Origin of the sequence: Micromonospora sp. NPDC051141, assembly GCF_044455765.1 — a bacterium.
GTDB lineage: Bacteria > Actinomycetota > Actinomycetes > Mycobacteriales > Micromonosporaceae > Micromonospora.
This window is the reverse complement of sequence record NZ_JBITFD010000024.1, coordinates 39,246-58,095: the sequence shown is the minus strand read 5'-3', so window position 1 is coordinate 58,095 and position 18,850 is coordinate 39,246. Positions and strand designations below refer to the sequence as shown.

1 protein-coding gene is annotated in these 18,850 nt (G+C 74.4%); it reads right to left on the bottom strand.

Features of this window, described 5'->3' with window-relative positions; genetic code table 11:
• Window positions 1–79: 79 nt before the first annotated feature.
• Complete coding sequence (locus ACIA6B_RS30895) at window positions 80–18,820, bottom strand: hypothetical protein (protein WP_396778781.1); 18,741 nt, start codon at window positions 18,818–18,820, stop codon at window positions 80–82.
• Window positions 18,821–18,850 lie beyond the last annotated feature (30 nt).

Sequence of the window (18,850 nt, the reverse complement as noted above, 5' to 3'; positions counted from 1 at the left end):
CTCGGTCGGCCCTGGCGGCGGTGGGACCTGACCGGTTGACAACGGACGGCACGGGCGTCGGGTTCATCGCACGGCCGGGTCAGGTCCCGCCGTCGTCGGGGTACGGCGTCGCCGACCTGCCGGCCGTGCCCTCCGGGTCCTCCGCACCGGCGGTGTCCTCGTCGCCGGGGACGATCGGGGCCTCGGCCGGACCCAGATCCTCCGCCCGGTAGCGGTCGAGCAGGCGGCGGAGGACGGCGGTCAGTTCCCGGATCTCGGTGACGTCGTCGGCCATGCCGGCGGTCGCGTACGTCTCCAGGGTCCGCGATCTGGTCTCGGCCCGCCGGTTGCCGGCGACGTGCTCACGCAGGCTCGCCAGCACGGCCTCGTACTCGTCCCGGGCCGCACGCGGGAGGGATCGGCTCAGTGTGGGCCGGGGCCGTGCCACCGGCGGCGGCGCGGCCGGCGTGGCGGCGGGTGCGGTGCCGGAGCGTGGCGCGGTGACCGGGTGCACCACCGGCGTCCCGGCAGGGGCGGCCGTGACGTCGGCCCGGGTGGTCGGGGGCGCGGCGGGCGCCGTCCGGCTCTCGGCGTGCGACGGGTCGGCGCCGTCGCCGGAGCTTCCGCGCAGCCGCAGCCGCAGCGGCGCGTCGGCGACGGTCTGCCCGGTGTCCGCGTCCGTGTCCTCGTCCTCGTCCTCGCCCTCGTCCGCGTCCGTGTCCTCGTCCGCGTCCGTGTCCTCGTCCGTCGGCATCGTGTGGTCGTCGGCGGCTTCGTCGTCGGCGGACATCGTGTCGTCGTCGGTGGACTCGTCGTCGACGGACATCGTGTCGTCGGAAAGGTAGTCGTCGGACATCTCGTCGTCCGACGGGTCGTCGGCGCTCAGCGCGGCCAGGTCCGGAACCGGGCCGCCGGGAAACCGATGCTCGTGCAGGGCCCGGACGACCTCGATCCACTGGTCACGTGCGTGCACCAGGATCTCCGCGTGGCGGTCCGGGACGCGCTGACGAGCCAGGTTCAGCGTGCGCGCGTACCGCAGCGCCACCGCCAGCGCCGGCTCCAGGAGCGGGCGTACGTCCGCGCCGGCCATCGCCCCCGCCACCAGTTCCAGCAGCAGCACCCCGTCGGCGTCGGCCAGCCGCGCCTCCGGGTGTCGCGCGTCGGAGGTCAGCCAGTCCGCCGCCACCGCGGGCGTGTCGATCAGCGCGGTGCGGAGGCGACCGACCGAGGCCGGCACGGTCAGGCCCGCCTGGCTGCGGCGCACCGCGGCGAGCACCCGCGCCCGCAGCGCCGAGGGGCGGTTCCAGTCCGCCGGCTCGCGCTCGTACCCGGCGCGGATGAGGTGATCGAAGGACCTGAGGTGCCCGCGAAGCTGCGACTCGTCCATGGTGACGTCACCCATGTGGCGGACCTCGACGACGGCCAGCGGGGTCAGCAGCGCGCCGTCGTTGTCGTCCATGGCGAAGGAGCCGCTGATGCCGACCGCGTCCTCCTGACTGATCGGCACGTTGCCGGCCCCCGCCGGGCTCAGCGCGTTTCGCAGATAGTCACGGACGCTGCCGGCGGCGGGGTCGTGCAGGCTCGTGTCCAGCAGGGCGTCGGCGTGGAGGGAGTGCGCGACCCGGTCGGTGAAGCCCGCCAGCAGGATGCCGGTGATCCGCTCGCGCTGCTGGTGCAGGAAGCTCTGCACGCGTGGGGGCAACTGGGCGCGCAACCCCGACACCGAGGTCCGCAGGCCCGCCGCGAGATAGTTCTTGCTGATCAGGCGCGAGCGCGGTGGCACGACCCGCTGGTGCAGCATCGCGACGACCTGCGTGTAGAGCAGCGCGAGGTAGCCGCGTAGCTCCTCGGTGCCGGGCACATCGGTGAGGAAGGGCAGTGCGAAGGCCGGCACCGGCGACCCGAGCACCTGGGTGAGATAGGACGTGGTCACGACCTGGGCGAAGTCCAGTCCGTCGAGCAGGTGCCGACGGGAGTTCTCGTTGTAGGTGCCGGCGGCGACGAACTCCAGCGGGGCGACCAGGGCGTGCATCGGGGCACCAATGGTGAACTGCACGTAGCGGGTGTGCGGCTCGTCATCCCTGGGCCGGATCGAGACGCCCGGCACGTGGTGTGCGAAGCCGCGCTCCGGCGGGAACAGGTCGGACAGCAGGGTGGGCCCGGTCACCGAGGCCAGCGCGGCGTTCACGGCGTCGAGCGCGTCGAGCACGTCGTCCCGGCGGGCCCGGTTCTCCTCGCCCGGCAGAACACCCGTCGGCGCCGTGACGACCTCCAGGATGAAACTCCGGCGGTTCGTGTCGTAGGTGACCGCCAACAGGTCGGCCAGGCGGAACAGCGTCGTCTTGGGAGCCGGCAGCACCGGGAAGGTGAGCGCGAGTCCGGCGAACTCCACCTCAAGGCCGGTGGCGCCGCCGAGCAGGCCCTCCGGCTCGCCGGGGCGGCGTGGTCGGCGTACCCCGGGGGCGACCGGCACCCCGTCCCGGGGTCCGTCGATCGGCGCGACCAACTGCCGGCTGCCGGGCAGTTCGGTGCCCAGGTCGGCCAGCCGGCGATGGGCGAGCTGATAGGTGAGCAGCAGGTTGCCGAACTCGGTACGGGTGGCGGGCAGCGTCCGCTCGGTCACCCCGTCGATGCGGGCGTGCAGCGCGGCCACGCCGTCGACGAAGCTCTGCCACGAGGCCCACGCGTCCTCGCCGGCCGTGCCCCGGTCGGCCACGGCGATCCGCACCCGCCTGTCGAGCGCGGGAACGCGGTGCGCGGCCGTCTCCACCTCGCTCCGCAGCCGCGCGAGCCCGACCGGCGAACCCTCCCCGGTCCGGGGCAGCGGCAGGTCCCACGCCACCTCGGCGGGGAGGACGGTCACGTCCCGGCCGCCTGCCACCGGTCGCCTCCGGGTGGGCAGGAAGTGCTGGTTGACCAGGACGATGACGTGGGTCGGCGTGGTGCCACCGCCGCCACTGAGCACCGCCTCGTCGGTGCCCTCCGACAGCCCTTGCAGGTCGACGCGGAGGTCGCCGCCCCGCGCGGTGGAGAGGTCGGTCGCCCAGCGGAGGACCTGGGTCACCACCAACCAGTAGTGGTCTCCCCGGTCGTTGTCGTACTCGCCGGGGGTCGCCATCGACGTGGCCAGGTCCTCGATCGTCAACAACGCCTGCCCGGCCCGGGCGATGTCGTGGGCCGCCGGGTGGATGGCGGCCTCGGCCAGGCGCAACGTGTCACGGATGGGCTGCTGCTCCAGCGACCGCCGCAACACGGCGGCGAGGAACGCCCGCAGGGCGAGCGGGTCGTCGACGCGTACCGCACCCGGGAGCCCCGCGGCCCGGGCGACCAGCCGGGCGGCCTCGGTGACGCGGTCCGTCCCGACGGTGCGGAGCGTCGCGGCGAACACGCAGTTGCCGTCGTCGGGCACCCAACCCACCTGAAGGCCGTTCGCCCTGAGCCACCGTTGCTGGTGGGCGCGGGGGGCGTAGAACTCGCCGGGGCGGTTCCGGCTGCCCTCGTGCCACCAGGCCGGCGCCGCGGCCAGCTCGGTGTCCTCGCGTTCGTAGTACTCCAGCCGGGCGGCGATGAGGTTGTCGAGCATCCGCTCGTCGGAGCCGGTCGTGAGGAGGTCTTCGAGGTGGCGCAGTCGCGCGCCGTCCGGGTCGTTGGTCGCGAGGTAGTGCCGTAGCCCGACCTCGGCGTCGCTTCGCACGCGCTGACCACCGGAATCGTCGCCGCTCGCGGGTGTCGGGTCCACCGGATGCCGCTGCCGCAGGCGCAGCACCGACGGTCGTTCCGCGTCGGTGCGCTGATACGTCGCGAGCAGCTCGGTGAGCGTCTGGACGAGCTGGGCCGTGTCCACGAGGCGGCTGTCGGTCCCGGCCTCGGTGAGCCCGTTCACCTCCGCCGTCCGTTCCTGTCGTACCCGGGCATCGGACTGACCGCTGATGTGCTCCCGAAGCCGGCTGGTGATCTCGACGAGCCGGTGGTCCAGCGCGATCCGCCGGGTCCGGTGCTGGCTCAGGGCCGGCGGGGCCGGCTCGGTCGTCGCCGCGGTGCGGGCCGCCGGCACGTGGTCCGGGACCGCCCGGTCCTCCGGTACGAACTCGGTCAGGGTCCGACTGATCGGGGCGGAGTGCCGTCGCGCGACCGGGGTCGTCACCGTGGTGTCCCCGCCGGGCTCGTCGGACGCGGTCCGCTCCGGGGAGAGGACCGTGACGGGCCGCCGTCGACGCAGCGTGACCACCGGCGTCGGGGTCGCTGCCGGTCCGGTCGGGCGGAACTCGGTCCCGCCCACCTCGGCCAGTACGAGTGGCCGGCCGGTGACCGGCCCGCTGCTGGTCACGGTCCCGTCGGCGGCGATCGTCTCCACCTCGACGCCCAGCACCGCCGGGACGGCCGCCGGAGGTGGCGGCGGCGCGTCGTCCGGGAGTCCCTGCCGCCGGGCGATCAGCGTCCGTAGCTCGGCGGCGGTGGTCGCCGCCGCGACCTGCCGGACCTCCGCCGTCGGGTCGGGTTGCCGCCGCGCGGTCGCGGAAAGGGCCCGCAACCAGGAGTCCGGCCCGGACGTCGGTGGCAGCGGGACCAGTCCGCGGGCGGTGAGGGCGCCGTCCTGCGCGGCCGACAACGGCGGGGGCGCGGGCGGGCGGGCCGCCCGTTCCCGCTCGCGGAGGAACCGCTCCGCCTCGGCCGGGAACTGGCCCTCGGGTCGTCGGGCCAGCTCGACCAACTCGTCGCGGGTGACGCCGAGCCGCACGGCGCTGTCGATCAGGTGCGGCGGGAGCGTGTCCACGGCGAGTTCCGCGGCTGCCGCCTGCCGGCTGCCGATCGTCGGCTCGAGTTCGACGTACCAGCCGTCCGGCGCGACGCCGAACCGGTCGGTCACGCCGCCGGCCGCGTCCCGCCGTCGCAGCTCCACCGGCACGCGCAGGGCCCGGGCCAGCGCCCGCGCGGCGCGCAGCGGGTCGTCCAGGAGCCGGATGTGCAACGGCGGCTCCGGCCGGGCGCCGGCCGGGGCGGTCGCGTGCACCGCGTCGACCATCCGGGTGACCAGGTCCCGGCCGGCCGGATCCGCCTCGTGCACGGCGGCGATCTGCGCGGGCGTGAGGTGCCCGGCGGCCCACCCGTCCACGGACTCGCGGAGCTGCCGGGCCTGGCCGGCGGTGTCGACCTCCACCACGAGGACGTCCTCCGCGTCGACCCGGACCCGGCCGCCGAGGTCCCGCGCGAGGCGCAGCAGGGCCAGGTCCGGGCCGTCCGGCGCCGACGTGGCGCCGGACGGGTCGAGCCGGGCGAACGCGTCGACCAGGTCGAGGCTCGGCGACTGCGCCCCGGCGACCGGCGGTCGGGTGCGGTCCCGCCCGGCCGGGTCCAACCTTCTGCCGAACTCGGCGCGGCGTTGTTCGGCCACCAGCGCGTCGTAGTCGGCTCTGGACATCTGCACGTACACGTCGCCGCTGAACTCGTCGCTGATCCGGCGCCGCCCCCACGACGTCGGACGCCACCAGTGCACGATGTGCTTGTGCCCCTCCAGCCGGTACCGGCCGTACATCCGCGCCAGGACGGTCGGGCCCTGCTGCTTGACGTGCTCCTCCCGCCGGTGCGCGTCGGCGAACGTGCTGGTGTGCGACTTGGGCGCCTGCCGGCTCAGGTCGGTGTCGCCCTCGGTGCGGTGCGCACCGTACGCCTCGCTGGGGTTGGAGCCGTCGGTGACGCTCAGCTTGGCCGGGCCGCCCGCGCTCAGACCGGCGGCCAGGTAGGGCGTGTCGTGGGTGGTGGAGGCGCTGAAACCCTGCTGGTATTTCGCGTACCGGCCGGTGCCGCTGCCGTCGAGCTCGGAGACGATCTCCATGTTCTCCAGCCGGCAGCGCAGCGTGAGGGCGGCCCGTCGGCTCGAGTGACCGGGCACGAAGGCGTCGGCGGCGACCTGCACGCCGTCCGGGCTCATGGCCTCCGGGGTGAGAGCGGCCAGCAGGTCGCGCGTCACCAGGGCCCGTACGGAGGCGCTGGTGTGGTATCCGGGCCGGGTCACCCAGCGCGACGGCAGCCACCGGTTCCACTTGGCCGGCCGTTCGAACAGCGCCCCGAGCAGCCGGCGGCTGGCCGCCTCGGCGCCGTGCACCTGCACGCTGTCGACGAAGGCGTCCCTGGGCAGCGCGGCCGGGTTCACGTCGGACCGGAGGCCGGTCGGCGCCGCCGCCGGGGTGGCCTCGGCGACACTCTTCGGAACCTTCAACACGACCGAGCCGCGGACGGTCCGCGGCGGGAGGGACCGTTCGGTCCGGCGGAACCGGCCCAGCGTCCGGGCCACCCAGTGGTGCGAGGCCGCCGGCGGCAGGGGCGGCCGTGCGCCGCCGCGGAACCGGGAGACGACCTTGCTGGTCAGCCAGTTCGTGACGCGTCGCCCGCCGAGCTTGAGGCGCCGGACCTCGACGGTGAACTCGACGTCGGCCGTCGCCCGGTAGTAGTTGCCCCAGTCGTAGGTGGTCGACTCGTAGGTGAACTGCTCGGTGGTCGCCCGTGACCGGCTCACCCCGTCGGCGAACCGGACGCCGGGTCCGGTGGTGACCCGCTGCTGGGCGGACCTGCGCTGCTCCTCCAGCGTCGGCGGGGTGTCGGGCCGGTGCTCGAACGTGGGCTTCAACCCGACCGAGGTGCCGCGGGTGAACTGCCGGTCCGTCGCCGCGCGGCGCTCGACGTACCGGTGACGGTAGGTTTCCAGGCCGCTGCCGCGCACGTAGTCGCCGAACTCCGGTCGGCTGGTCAACGTGGCGCTGATCCGGACCTCGACCATGTCCTGGCCGAACCAGGCGTGCGGGTTGGCGAAGTAGAGCGAGACCCCGTCCGGGGAGAGGACCTGTTCCAGCAGCGGTTGGTCCCGCCCGCCGTCGAACAGCGCCTGGATGGCGTCGACGCCGCCCTGCAACCGCCCCACGTACGGGGGGACCTGGGCGCGACGACGCCACCACGGGCGGCTCGGCGGCGTGTCCGGCGGCGGGACGAGTCGGTCGTGGGTCTTGCCGAGCAGGCCGGGCTCGAACTGGTCCACGGCGTCGATCACGACGTCGGACAGGGCCGTTCCGTCGCTGAGGGTGAGTGAGTGGATGCCGCTGTGCCCGAGCGAGGCGCCCGGGCCCGGCCGCAGGTAGGGCGGAAGGCCGAGTTTCCGGGTGGCGGCCGCGGTCGGGACGACGGTGGTGTCGAAGAGGGGCTCGAACTCCCCGATCACCTCGGGCGACATCGCCAGGTCGGTCCAGGCATGGCTGCGGGCCAGCTCGCGGGCGGCGTCGGTCCGCAGGTCGTGATGGCGGTCCGGCTCGTCCTCGGCGACCGCGGTCCGCTCCCACTGGATGAGGACGCGGGCCATGAGCTGGTGCGAGACCTTGAGGTCACCGCCGGCCCACCGGGCGACGATGTCCAGGAGTTGTTCCTCGTCGAGGGGGACGTCACCCCGCGCGTAGTGCTCCAGGGCGTCCGGCTCGGACAGCAGGTAGATCATCGGCTCGACGTCGGTGATCGGGCGGGCGACCGGGGGATAGTTGCTGTTCGGCAGCAGCTTGGCGCGTTTGGTCTTGCCGATGCGCAGGTCGTAGCGGACCTTCGCGCGGAACGCGTACGCGCGCTGGAAGTTGAGCTCCAGCGACTCGCGACCGCCGGTCTGCTTGGTCGAGCGGGAACGGCTCCGGCCCCACCGCATCGCGTGGGTCAGCGACGCGCTCACCCCGGTCACGTTCGACCGGCCGGGATCCCCGCCGGCGCCCAGGTCGAGCGGCGTCACCGCGACGCCCCGCCGGCGGCTGCTCGACTGGCCGGCCTGGGTCAGCGAGAGCTTGATCAGACCCAGCACGTAGGGGTCGCTTGTCGCGCCCACGAACTGGGAGGCGCCGAGATCCGCCTTGAGCGACACGGCCCGGTGCTTGTCGCGCCAGAACTTCGACGTGAAGAACGTGTCGGTGGTGTAGCGGCCCCGGGCCACCTCGGGAAAGTGGGAGAGGACCTGGGCGTGGTTGAGGAACGTCGAGATCTCCTCGTCGGCCGTGCCGCCGGGCTTGGCCATCCGCTGCATCCGGCCGCGAGCGGTGGTCAGGAGGCCGGTCACGTCCAGATAGGAGACGGCGGCGTTGTCGAGCACCGCGACCGGGGTGTCCTTCCGGCCGGTGGCGGCCCGCTCCGGGCCGTGCGCCGGCTTCGTGTTGAAGGCGGGGACGACGCGGACCGTCGCGGTGCTCGGGATCGGCGGCAGGGGTGTCGGCAGGCGACGGGTGTCGACCGACCGGCCGAGGGCGCGTTTCAGGAGCTGCTTCCACGACCACTGGCGGTCGTGCTCGATGACGACCCCGTACTGGGTCGTCACCTCGAACTCGGTCAGCTCGCCCTGGTACTCCATCAGGCGGGGCATGTTGCTGACCTGGTTGACCGACTCGTCGCCGCCGACGCCCCGGTCCCACTCCACACCGATGCCGGCTCCCTGTAGCTGCCGGCCGGTCTTGGTGGGCAGGAACCGCAGCTTCGTGCCGACCGCGAAGCCCTGCCCGCCGCCGGCCGAGGAGCCGCCGGAGTCGAGCCCCATCTCCAGGTTCACGATGTGCCGCTCGCTGGTGCGGCGGGGATCGGAGGTCGGGTCGACGGGGACCGTCAGGCCGCGCTTGTCCTGGACCTCCCGCGGGCGGGCCTCGATCGTCACGCGCGCCGAACGGACGCCGAAGGTGGTGAACCACCCGGTGTGCCGCTTCCGCACGGTGATCGAGAATCCACCCTGGTGGACCCCGTCGAAGTTCGACTCCAACGCGGCGGTGGAGATGAGCTTGCGCAGCAGCACCCCGTTGTTGACCTGGCTGTCCCGCTTGCGGCTGAACCAGGAGCGGCGTTCGAAGGGCGCGTCGGGGTCGGGTACCACGTAGCCGAACCTGGCGAGTTCCCGTTCGACCCGGTCGACCAGTCTGTCGACGAGTTGCGGGTCCACCTCGACGATGCCCTTGCCGATGCCCCGGCCCCGGCGCGCGTGCTCCGGCACGGTGGGTGGCGCCGCGTCGGCGACCGCCGGGAACGCCTCCGGTGTGGGCGTCGCTCCCGGCTTCGACGGTGGTTCGATGCCGTACGCGACGGCGTCGGCGGTGGGCACCCGGACCATCGCCCGACCCCTGATCTCGAGCGGCTGGTAGGTGGCGCCCGGATGGTCGTGCCGGGTGCGCGGCCATCTCCCCCGTGCCGCCGAGCCGGCCCTGACCAGCACGTTGCGACGTCGCCGCACCTGCACCGCGGCCTGGTGGGCGAACTCCAACTGGTACGCCGAGGTGAAGCTGGCGTAGCGCGAGACGAGGACCCAGAGACCGAGCCGACCGGCGGAGTTGCCGTTCCGGTTGGTCCAGCTCCACCGCGCGTACGGCAGCTTCACCGCGAACCTCAGCTTCGGCACCCGCGCGACGAGGAACTCCAGGCTGGGCTCGATGCTGGCCTCGTTGGTGACCGACGACCCGGCGGTGGTACCGGAGATGGCGGTCCGGACCTCCTCGACGTGCGCCTTGTCGCTGGGCGCGCTCACCGGACGGCCGTGCCCGATCCGCCGGGTGCGGATCCGCACGTCCGCGACGACCCGGCCGTTCTCCACCACCGTGAACGCGTAGCCGCGGTACCGGTTGACCGCCTTGTCGAGGTGGGTGTCCAGGTTGGAGACACGGTGCCAGACGTCGGACCGCAGCGGATGCCCGAGGGGGATCGGTCCGCGTTCCCGCTCCAGTTGCCGGACGATGTCGTCAGCGAGCAGGTGCAGGCTGGTGAGCCCGGAGGCGTAGAAGACCTGGGGCAGACGCCGGTCGGCGCCGAGGGGCACGCGCGCGTTCGGCCGGATCGTGGCGGCGAGTCGGGCGGCCCGGCCGGGCTCGGCCCGCTCCAGATACTTCTCCGGCAGGGCGAGGGTCAGCCGTTCGGCGGCGTCGAGCGTGGACGTGGGCAGGTCGGCCCAGCTCTGGGTCGCCTGGTGGCGCACCTGGAGGTGGTACCGCGCGGCGGCGGAGAGCAGGGCGGCGTCCTCGCGGGTGTCCTCGACCCGGCCGACCTCGGCGTCGCGCACCGTGCCGGTGGACCGGTTGACGAGGTTGCGGACGAACCGCACCGCGGCGCCGATGCGCACCGAGAGCAGCAGGTGCGGCACGCCGAACGCGAACCCGGGCGAGCCACCGAAGCGGAACCAGCTGATCGGGCCCGAGTGGCTCTCACTGTGCGCGCCGACCTGGAAGGTGCCGTGGATCGTCTCGGTGGCGCGCACCTGAGCGGCCCGTCCGGCCGGCGCGGGCGGCGGGCCGGACTCCCCGTCCGGCCGCCCCGCGCCGGCTCCGGCCCGGTCGGCGGTGGTCGGCGCGGGTGCGGACTCCTGGCGGGGGTCGGTCAACTCCAGGCGTACCCGCACCTCCACGTTGCCGATGAAGACGACCATCCCGTCGCCGACCAGGTGCCGGTAGTTGTTGCCCAGCACCCCGCGGATCCGGTCCCGGGCCGTGGCGTCCTCGGGCACCCCGTGCTGCCGGGCGTACCGGATGAGCCGGCCGGTGAGCCGGTCGAGGTCGGGCAGCGCGTGGGCCGGGATCCCCGCGGCGTACGCGATCGGATCGAGCTGTCCGCCGGCGACCGGGACGACGGCGGGTGTCGGTGGGAGCGTCGGGTCGACCGCTCGCCGGTGGCTGTCCCAGGAGTCGGCGATGGCGACGTGCACGGTGACCGTGCCGACATGCGGGGCTCGGCCCCCCGACGTCGGTCGCCCGCCCGGCGCCAGTCGCCGCAGCGTACGCCGGAGCCTGCCGCCGCGATCCCGGTCCGACGCCGTCGCCGCCGGCCGGTGCCGGAAGAGGACGATGGGCGGGTCGCCGCCGGTGGCCCGGGAGAGTTCCTGCCGGACCCGCTGTTCCAGCGTGCCGGCCAGCCACTCCGCGCGCCGACGCGCCAACCCGGTCGGTGCGCGCCCGAGGAGTCGCGGGGGGCCGTCGCCGTGGCCCTCGATCGTGACGATGACCGGAGCGCCCTCGGGCGGCCGGTTGGCGGCCGTGCGGACCACCCGGGCTGCGATGCTCTCGGCCAGCTCGCCCAGGTCGACGTCGTCCGCGAGCGTCTCGTGCCGGCCGGGAACGAACCACAGCGTGAGGGGCGGATCGGTGACCAGGGCCGGGGCGAGCGGTTCTGCCGGGGACGCGACCGGCTTCGTGGGAGTGGTCGTCGATGCCGCGGGGGGCGCCGGGGACGGGGCGACGTAGGCGTGGAAGGCGGCGTGGCCGGTGCCGGCCTGAGCGTGGCGGTAGAGCCGGATCGGGACGCCCGTCGCGCCGGCCGGGGAGAACGACCGGGCGAGGCTGCCGTCGTCCACGACGACGGGCCGTCCGAGCAGCGCCGCGACGAGCATCGGCCCGACGTCGGGCCGGTCGTGCGGCGTGTCGGGACGCAGCAGGTCCGCCAGCGTGGCGCGTAGGGCGGCGTCGTCACCGGCCGGCTCGACGGCCGTCACCACCCGGATCTCCGCGAGTTGGGCCGCGGTGAGCTGACCGATCCGGGGAACGAGGAGATCGTGCAGCTCCGCTACGACGTCGGTGAGCGCGGTGGTGCTGATCACGCGCCGCTGCTGGGCCCGTTCGTCGCGCAGCCGGGTCAGGTCGGCCCGCACCACCTCGTTCTGGAACGCCTGCTCGTCGACGTTGTCGAGTTCGCCGTAGAGGACGGCGGCCAGCAGGTGGTTGCCGTCGCCCAGCAGCAGCGCGCGGTCCTCGGTCCGCAACCGCTCCGGTTCCACAGGTGTCGGCGAGCCGGCGGGGCGGCGGAAGGGGAGGCGGATCGGGTCGGGCGGCGGTGCCGGCTCCTTCGTGGGCGCCGGTCGATCTGCTACCGACCCACGGCGCTCCGCCGGCAGATCCGGAGGAGTTCCGCCTCCGTCGGTAGCTCGGAGCCCAGGTGGTCCCGCGCGATCCGCGCCGCCTCCGGCCGGCTCACCGACCGGCTCCACCCGGGGTGGGGACGGTCGAACAGCAGCGCCGCCGCTGCCTCCGGCGCGTGGACCCACCGACGCCGCGGCACGTGCCAGATCACCGCCTGGAGCGGACCCGGCCAGAGCCGTACCGCGATCAGTCCCGTCGGCGTCGGCGCCGCCGGTGGTGTCACCGCGTGATATTCGAGCTGGTCCGGTGTCATAGCGTGCCCGTTCCTCCGGGGTGAAGATCTCGGTCATGCTCAGGCCGTGCGCGACGACCACGTCGGACAGGGTCTGGCCGGCCCGCTGCAACTGGTCGAGGTACGCCTGCCACAACCCGGGACTCCGGTCGATGAATCGCGCGAAGCTCCGGGACCGGCCCGACGGCAGCCCGTCGAGATCCGTGGGCAGAGGTCGGCCGTGGTCGCGCTGGATGCGCAGCATCTCCAGGAAGGCGTCCACCCGTTCGGACATCGGCGCCGTCCCGCGACGCGCCACCTCGTAGTACGGGTGGGTGATCGCGGCCGTCCGCCAGGACGACTCGGTGGGGAACTGCACCTCCAGCGGATCACCCTGCCGGTTCCGCACGATCACCCGCAGCCCGCACCAGTCGTTGCCCGGCACCCAGAAGTTCTTGACGTCCTCGTCGCCCCGGACGGTGTAGTCGCGTCGCGCCAGCTCGGCCAGCACCTCGCGCACCGTGGCGGCGTACCCGACCGGCGAGACCTGGACGGCGAACCGCGCGCCGTCCTGGTTGCCGGCCAGGAACGCCTCGGCGGTGACGCCCGTGGTGACCCGCCGCATCTGGTACTTGCGGGCCAGCGACGCGAGGGACTTGGTGCGGTTGCCGGTGCCGACGAGGTGGGCCCGCTGCCCGCCGGGGTCGATCACCCGCAGCGCGTCGCGCATGATCGGAAGCGCCTCGTTCGCCCGGGCACGCGCGGCTCGGACCGCTTCCTCAAGGACCCGCCGATCGTCGTCGGACAGGCCGTCGCCGAGCCCGCGCTCGTCCTCCGGGGGCTCCGGCGACGGCTGACGCTCCGGTGACGCGACGGGTGCCGGCGGTGGCGCGACCGGCGGTGGCGCGGCGGGTGCCGGCGGTGCTGTCGGCGGTGGCGCGACCGGCGGTGGCGTGGCGGGTGCCGGCGGTGCGAGGGGTGGCGGCGGTTCGCCGGTGGCTTTCACCGTCCGCTTGTCCGCCGGGTCGGCCCGGGACCGCTCCGGCTCTCCCGGCCGGATCGCCGGCTCGGCTTCGGCGGGACGCCGGGCGGCCGGGTCGCGGGACAGGCTGCGGACACGGTTCGCCGGGGAGCCGCCGCCCCGGTCCGTCTGCGGCCGCTGTCCGGTCAGGACGCTCATCAGCAGCGGCAGGGCCCCGAGGGTGTCGGCGGCCTCCGGGCGGCGGCGGGTGGACCGGACCGTCAGGTGGTGGGAGTTGTCCGGCAGCCCGAGTTCCGCCGGAGACGGCAGATCGGCCAGGGTGAGACCGTGGTCGAGGACGACGTCCAGGAACGACCGGCCGGCCCGCTCCAGTCCGCGCAGATACGACCGCCACTCGTCCTCCCGCGCCCGGACGAGCTCCGCGAGCCCCTTCTCCCGGCTCTTCGGCAGACCGGTGAGCGGATGAGGGAGATCCCGGTTGAGGCCGTTGTCCCGGTTGAGTCGCAGCAGGCTCAGGTAGGCGCTCACCCGCTCCGGCATCGGCGCCGTCTTCAGCCGGACGACCTCGTGGAAGCGCCGGGCCTGCTTGGCGGTCCGCCACGAGGCCGCCGTGGGAAACTCCACCTCGATCAGCCGGCCGCGGTAGCGCAACGTCGTGGTCAGCCCGAACCACCGGCCGCCGGGCCACCAGAACGGCACCATGTCGGCGTCGTCGCGACGTTCGTACCCCTCGGCCTCGAGGCGGGCGAGCACCGTGTGGACCGCCGAGCTGTACCCGACACTGGGCACGCGGACCGAGAACCTGACGGAATCCTTGTTGGTGGCCAGGAACGTCGTCAGGTCGATGTGCTCCCGCAGATTCCGGTCGCGGAACTTGCGGGCCAGGGACGACACCGTCTTGGCGCGATGCCGGACGCCGACCAGGGCGACGTCGATGCCGGACGCCCGGACGGCGTCGGTCACCCGCCGCATCACCGTCAGCGTCTGGTCCGCCCGTTCCTTGGCCACCTGGGCCGCGTCGAAGAGCGCCTCCTGGTCGGCGGGGGCGAGGCTCTGGATCAGCTCCCGCTCGACCCGGCGGGCGTCGAACGCCCGCCCGCCTCGCCGCCGCCCGGCGGTCGCCCCGCGTTCCGCCGGGGCGGTGGCCGGTGGCGGGAGCGGCGTCTCGGTCCAGTGCGGAGAGTCGGGGGGCAGCGGGAGCAACTCCCGATCGACGAGCGTGGCCAGGCTGAGCCCGTGCTCGGCGACGACGTCGGCGAAGGTCCGGCCGGCCACCAGCAGACCGTCGAGATACTGCTGCCACGGACCGGCGCCCGAACCGACGAGCGCGGGCAGTCCGTTGTTGACGGGGTCGGGGAACAGCTTCGTCGCGCGGTTCAACCCCAACTCGTCGTTGATCCGCAGCATGCTGAGCACGGCGGAGACCCGGGCCGACAGGGGCGCCGATGCCAGGCGGCTCACCCGGTGGAACTCGCGGGTGAGCTGAACCGAACGCCACGACTGTTCGGTGTGGAATTGGAGTTCCCAGGGCCGTCCGTCCGGGCCGCGCATCGGGATCGTCGCCCCGAACCGGGTGTTTCCGGGACGCCACTGGTCGAAGATGCCGTCGTCGTCGTCGGCGGTGTTGTGCCCGAGGCGGCGCAGCGCGCTCAACATCTCGAAGAGGAGCATCTCGTGTCGATCGGCGGGGGCCAGCACCGAGAAGCGGACGGTGTCCTCGTTCTGCGTGAGGAACCGCTCCAGGGAGATGTCCTCTCGCTGTCTCAGCTCGGCGTACTGCTGCGCCAGGCGATGCGGCGACTTGGTGGCATCAGCCGGCTCGGCCAGCCGCAGGCCGTAGCTGGAGGCGCTGTTGAGGTCGTGCACCGCCCGGCCGACGGCGCGGGAGACCGCCATGGCGCGCACGCGGGCCCTGGCGACCGCCCGCTCGATCATCCTCCGCTCGGCTCCGGTGAGGCTGGACCTCAGGTCACGTTCGACGGCCCCCACGTCGAACGTCGCCGGGTCCGGTGGCCGTCCGGCGCCGGTTCGGGGACTGCCGGCGCCGGTTGCGGGCCGCGCGGCAGGCGGTTGCCCGAGAGGCGGAAGCGGGCGCGCGGGAGAGGGCTCGGGCGGGATGGTCGGGCCGCCCCCGCCGGTGCCCGACCCGGACGCGGCTCCGGTTCCGGCCCGTTGGTGGGCGACGCGGGAGAGGCGGATCGCCTCCGAGATCTCCGCCTCGTCGAAGTCGTCGTCGCGGATCGGCGGATCATCGGCGGCGGGGTCGGCCGTCTCCGCGCCCCGTTGCGCCCACGGCACTCGCCCCTTGCCCTTGTCCTGCCGGGACAGTGCTGCCGTCACCGGGCTCGACCCGGCGGTGGTCGGGCTGCCCGAGCCCTCCGGCGGCGGGCCGGGCACCTCACCCTCACGCTCCGACGCCTGCTCGACAACCAGGTGCAGGCTCCGGCGGAAGCGCTGAAGGACGCTCTGCTGGGTCTCCTGGGCGGGAGCTTCGGGGGCCAGCCGACGGGTCAGGCGCGCACGCGGTGAGTCGGGGGGCGAGTTCGGCCCCGTCAGTGGGGAGTCGGGCGCGGACCGGCCAGGCGTCTGCGGTCGGGAGAACAAGCCACTCAACCGGCTCGGTGGGCGCGGCGGCGAGTCGGGCAGCGGCCGGGATCGCTCACCCGGGGAACCGACCGGAACCGGGCGGGTGGCACTCGCGCCCGGTGCCGGGTCACTGGCCTGCTCCCGGGGCGGCGAGGCGGTCGCGGGCCCGGCGATCCCCTCCGGTCTGTCGACCGGAGCGTCACCGGGCGGGTGGTCCTTCTGCCGTGGGAGCATGCCCGCGGCGACCGGGCCGACCGGCGCGTCCAGCAGCCCGCGGGCGTGGACGTCCGCCCGCTCACCCCCGATGTCCACCGCCCGGCCGTCCGGACCGAGCACGAGGATCTGCGACTCCGGCGAGCGGAGCTGCCCGGACCAGAACATGGTGTGCGGCCCGTCCACCCGGGCGTCGTGATCGAACGAGCCCGGCTGCTGCGGGTCCACCCATCGCGGCGTCACCGTCGGCCCGCGACCGTCCGCGACGACCCAGTAGACGTGCGCGCGGTCCCGCTGGGGCCGGGCGACCACGAGCGCCATCGCGCCCGGCTTGTCCGCCAGGTAGGCCAGCACCCGGGCGCCGTCGTTGGTGGTGGCGGTGTCGCCGCCGAGCGTCCGGAGCAGGTCGGCGCTGTCGGCGACGGAGGGTCCCCGCCGGCCGGCGTCGACGAGGCCGGCGCCGGCCAGGCCGGTGCGGGGGCCCGGATTCGACCGGCGGCCGTGTACCTTCGCGAACACGTCCCAGGCCAGTGGCACACAGTCCAGGGCGGGGTCGCCGGTGGCGCCGGGCCGCTGCTCGCGCCGGCGGAGCCAGTCGTCGAGCACGGACATCCGGGCCGCCGGGTCCGCCGCCACGGCACGGTCCCACGGGGGTACGCGGTCCGGCGCGCCCCCCGTGGCCGGCACCGTGCCGGGTGTCGCGGGCGTACCGATGTCGGCAGGCGCCAGCGGTTTCGGGACCTGCGCGTATGCCCTCGGCACGAGCTTGTCGGGCCCGGTGCCGGCCGTGCCCGGCGCGGTCTTCTCGGTGCCCGGCCCGGTGGACGCATCGCCCGCGTTCTGGCTGGCCGTGCCGCCCGGTCCGGTGGCCGCGTTTCCCTGGCTCGGGTTGGCTGTACCGCCCGGTCCGGTGGTCGCGTTTCCCACGTTCTGGCTGGCCGTGCCGCCCGGTCCGGTGGCCGTGCCGCCTGGTCCGGTGGCCGTGCCGCTCGGTCCGGTGGCCGTGCCGCCCGGGCTGTGGCCGGCCGTCCCCGGGGCGGTCGCGGCGGAGCCCGCGGGCTGGCCGGCGGACGTGGGCGTGCCGGACGTGGCCGGCCCGCCGGCCTGGCCGACCGATGCGAAGGTGGCGGGCGCGAGCGGGGTGGCGGGTATCGGCGCATCGGCGCGCGTCTGCTCGGCGTCTGCCCCGCCGGTGTCCACGCCCGACGCCGGGCCGCCGGAGCGATTCGGCCCGAGGGTCCCGTCGTCGCCGGTGGTCCGATCGGTGTCCTCCCACCGCGGGCCGCCGTCGAACGCGTCGGGGCCCGACGCGGCGTCGAGGAGGTCGCGGACCGACGAGGTGTCGGAGAAGTCGGACAATGAGGAGGTGTCGGAGAAGTCGATGTCATCGAACGTTTGGCGTGCCGACCGCGGATCGTCGAACGGCGAGTCCGCGTAGGGCGAGGCGTCCGACTGTGTCGCGGCGTCCGACGTCGACCGACCCGGGGCCGTCTCGCCGGCCGTGGCGCCCGGTTGGACCCGATCCCCGCCCGCAGCGTTGTCACCGGTGCCCGTGCCTGCGGCTGTACCTGCGGCTGTGCCCGTGCCCGTGCCTGTGCCCGCGCCTGCGGCTGTGCCCGTGCCTGCGCCCGTGCCCGTGCCTATGCCTGTGCCCGTGCCCGTGCCTGTGCCTGTGCCTGTGCCCGGGACGATGCCGGAGGGGGTCCGGTTCGGCGTTGCGTCCGCGCCGGTCGTGCGCGCCGGGTCGACTGGACGGGCCGTATCGGGCAGTGCGGTCGGTTCCGCCGCCGTCGACACGGCGGCGGGATCGACAGTCGCCGGGCTCGCGTCGTCGCGCTTGCGGTCGGGGGAGGGATTGTTCGGATAGAGCCGGTCGTGCAGGGCCGTCCCGGCCGATCCGGCGCCCGAGTCGAGCGTGCCGCTGATGGCGCCCGAGGTGGCCGCGGCGGCGCTGACGCTGAACCCCTGGCCGTTGGCAGCGGAGACGGTACCCCCGGCGATCACCTCGATGGCGACCGAGGCGGCGACCTCGGTGACGAACTCCCCGGTGTGCTGGCGTACCTGCTGCGGGCGGGTGGGCGGGGCGGTGCCGGCCGGCACCGGGACGTCGCGCCCGACGGGGGCCGGCACGGGGGGCGGCGGCGGGACCGGACCGGGAGCGGGGGTGGGACGCGGGGGAGGCGGCGCGGGGACCGGCTTCGGGGTGGGGCGTGGGGTCGGGACCGGTGGGGTCGGGACGTCGGTGAGTTGCCGGGGCCGGACGGGCACCCGGTTCAGGATCGCGCCGATGTTGCCGAAGGCGGGGCCGAGCACGGCGACGACGAGGCCGGCGATCGTCCCGTCGCGGACGGCCTGCCAGAACTGCGCCTGGTCGAACGTCCGGCGCGTGCCGAGCCGCATCTGGATCCGCTGGATGATGGCGTCCATCAACGCCTCGGTCAGCGCCTCCGTGGCGACGGCGCCCAGCGCCGCCAGCATCAGGCGGCTGAACAGCAGCCTGATGACGAACCGGAAGATGGCGATGCGGGCGGCGAGCCAGGCCATCGCCATCCCGGGGTTGATGAAGGCCGCCGCGAAGGCCCAGACGAACTCGATGAACATCTGGACCGTCGCCCCGAGGATGCTGAACTTCTGGTACTGGGTCCGCATCGCCGCGTCCTCGGTCGTGGCGCTGACGTTGTGCAGGTGGGCCGCCGTGTTGCTGAGGTAGCCGGGCGTGCGGACGTAGTCCTGCATGCTGGCCACGACGGCCCGCTGCGTCTCGCCCCCCACGCCCTCCTGGACCCGGCGTACGGCGCCGGCCAGCTTCGGCTCGGCCGCCTCGACGAGATTGGCCACCACCTTCAGTTCCCGGGACAGCCGGCGCATCTTGTCCACCCTGGCGCCGGGGAACTTCTGGTCGGTCAGCCAGTACAGGAAGTTGGCGAGCCGGTCCGGGATCTCAATCTCCACGGCCGGCCCCTCCGTCGAACGGGGCCGGCG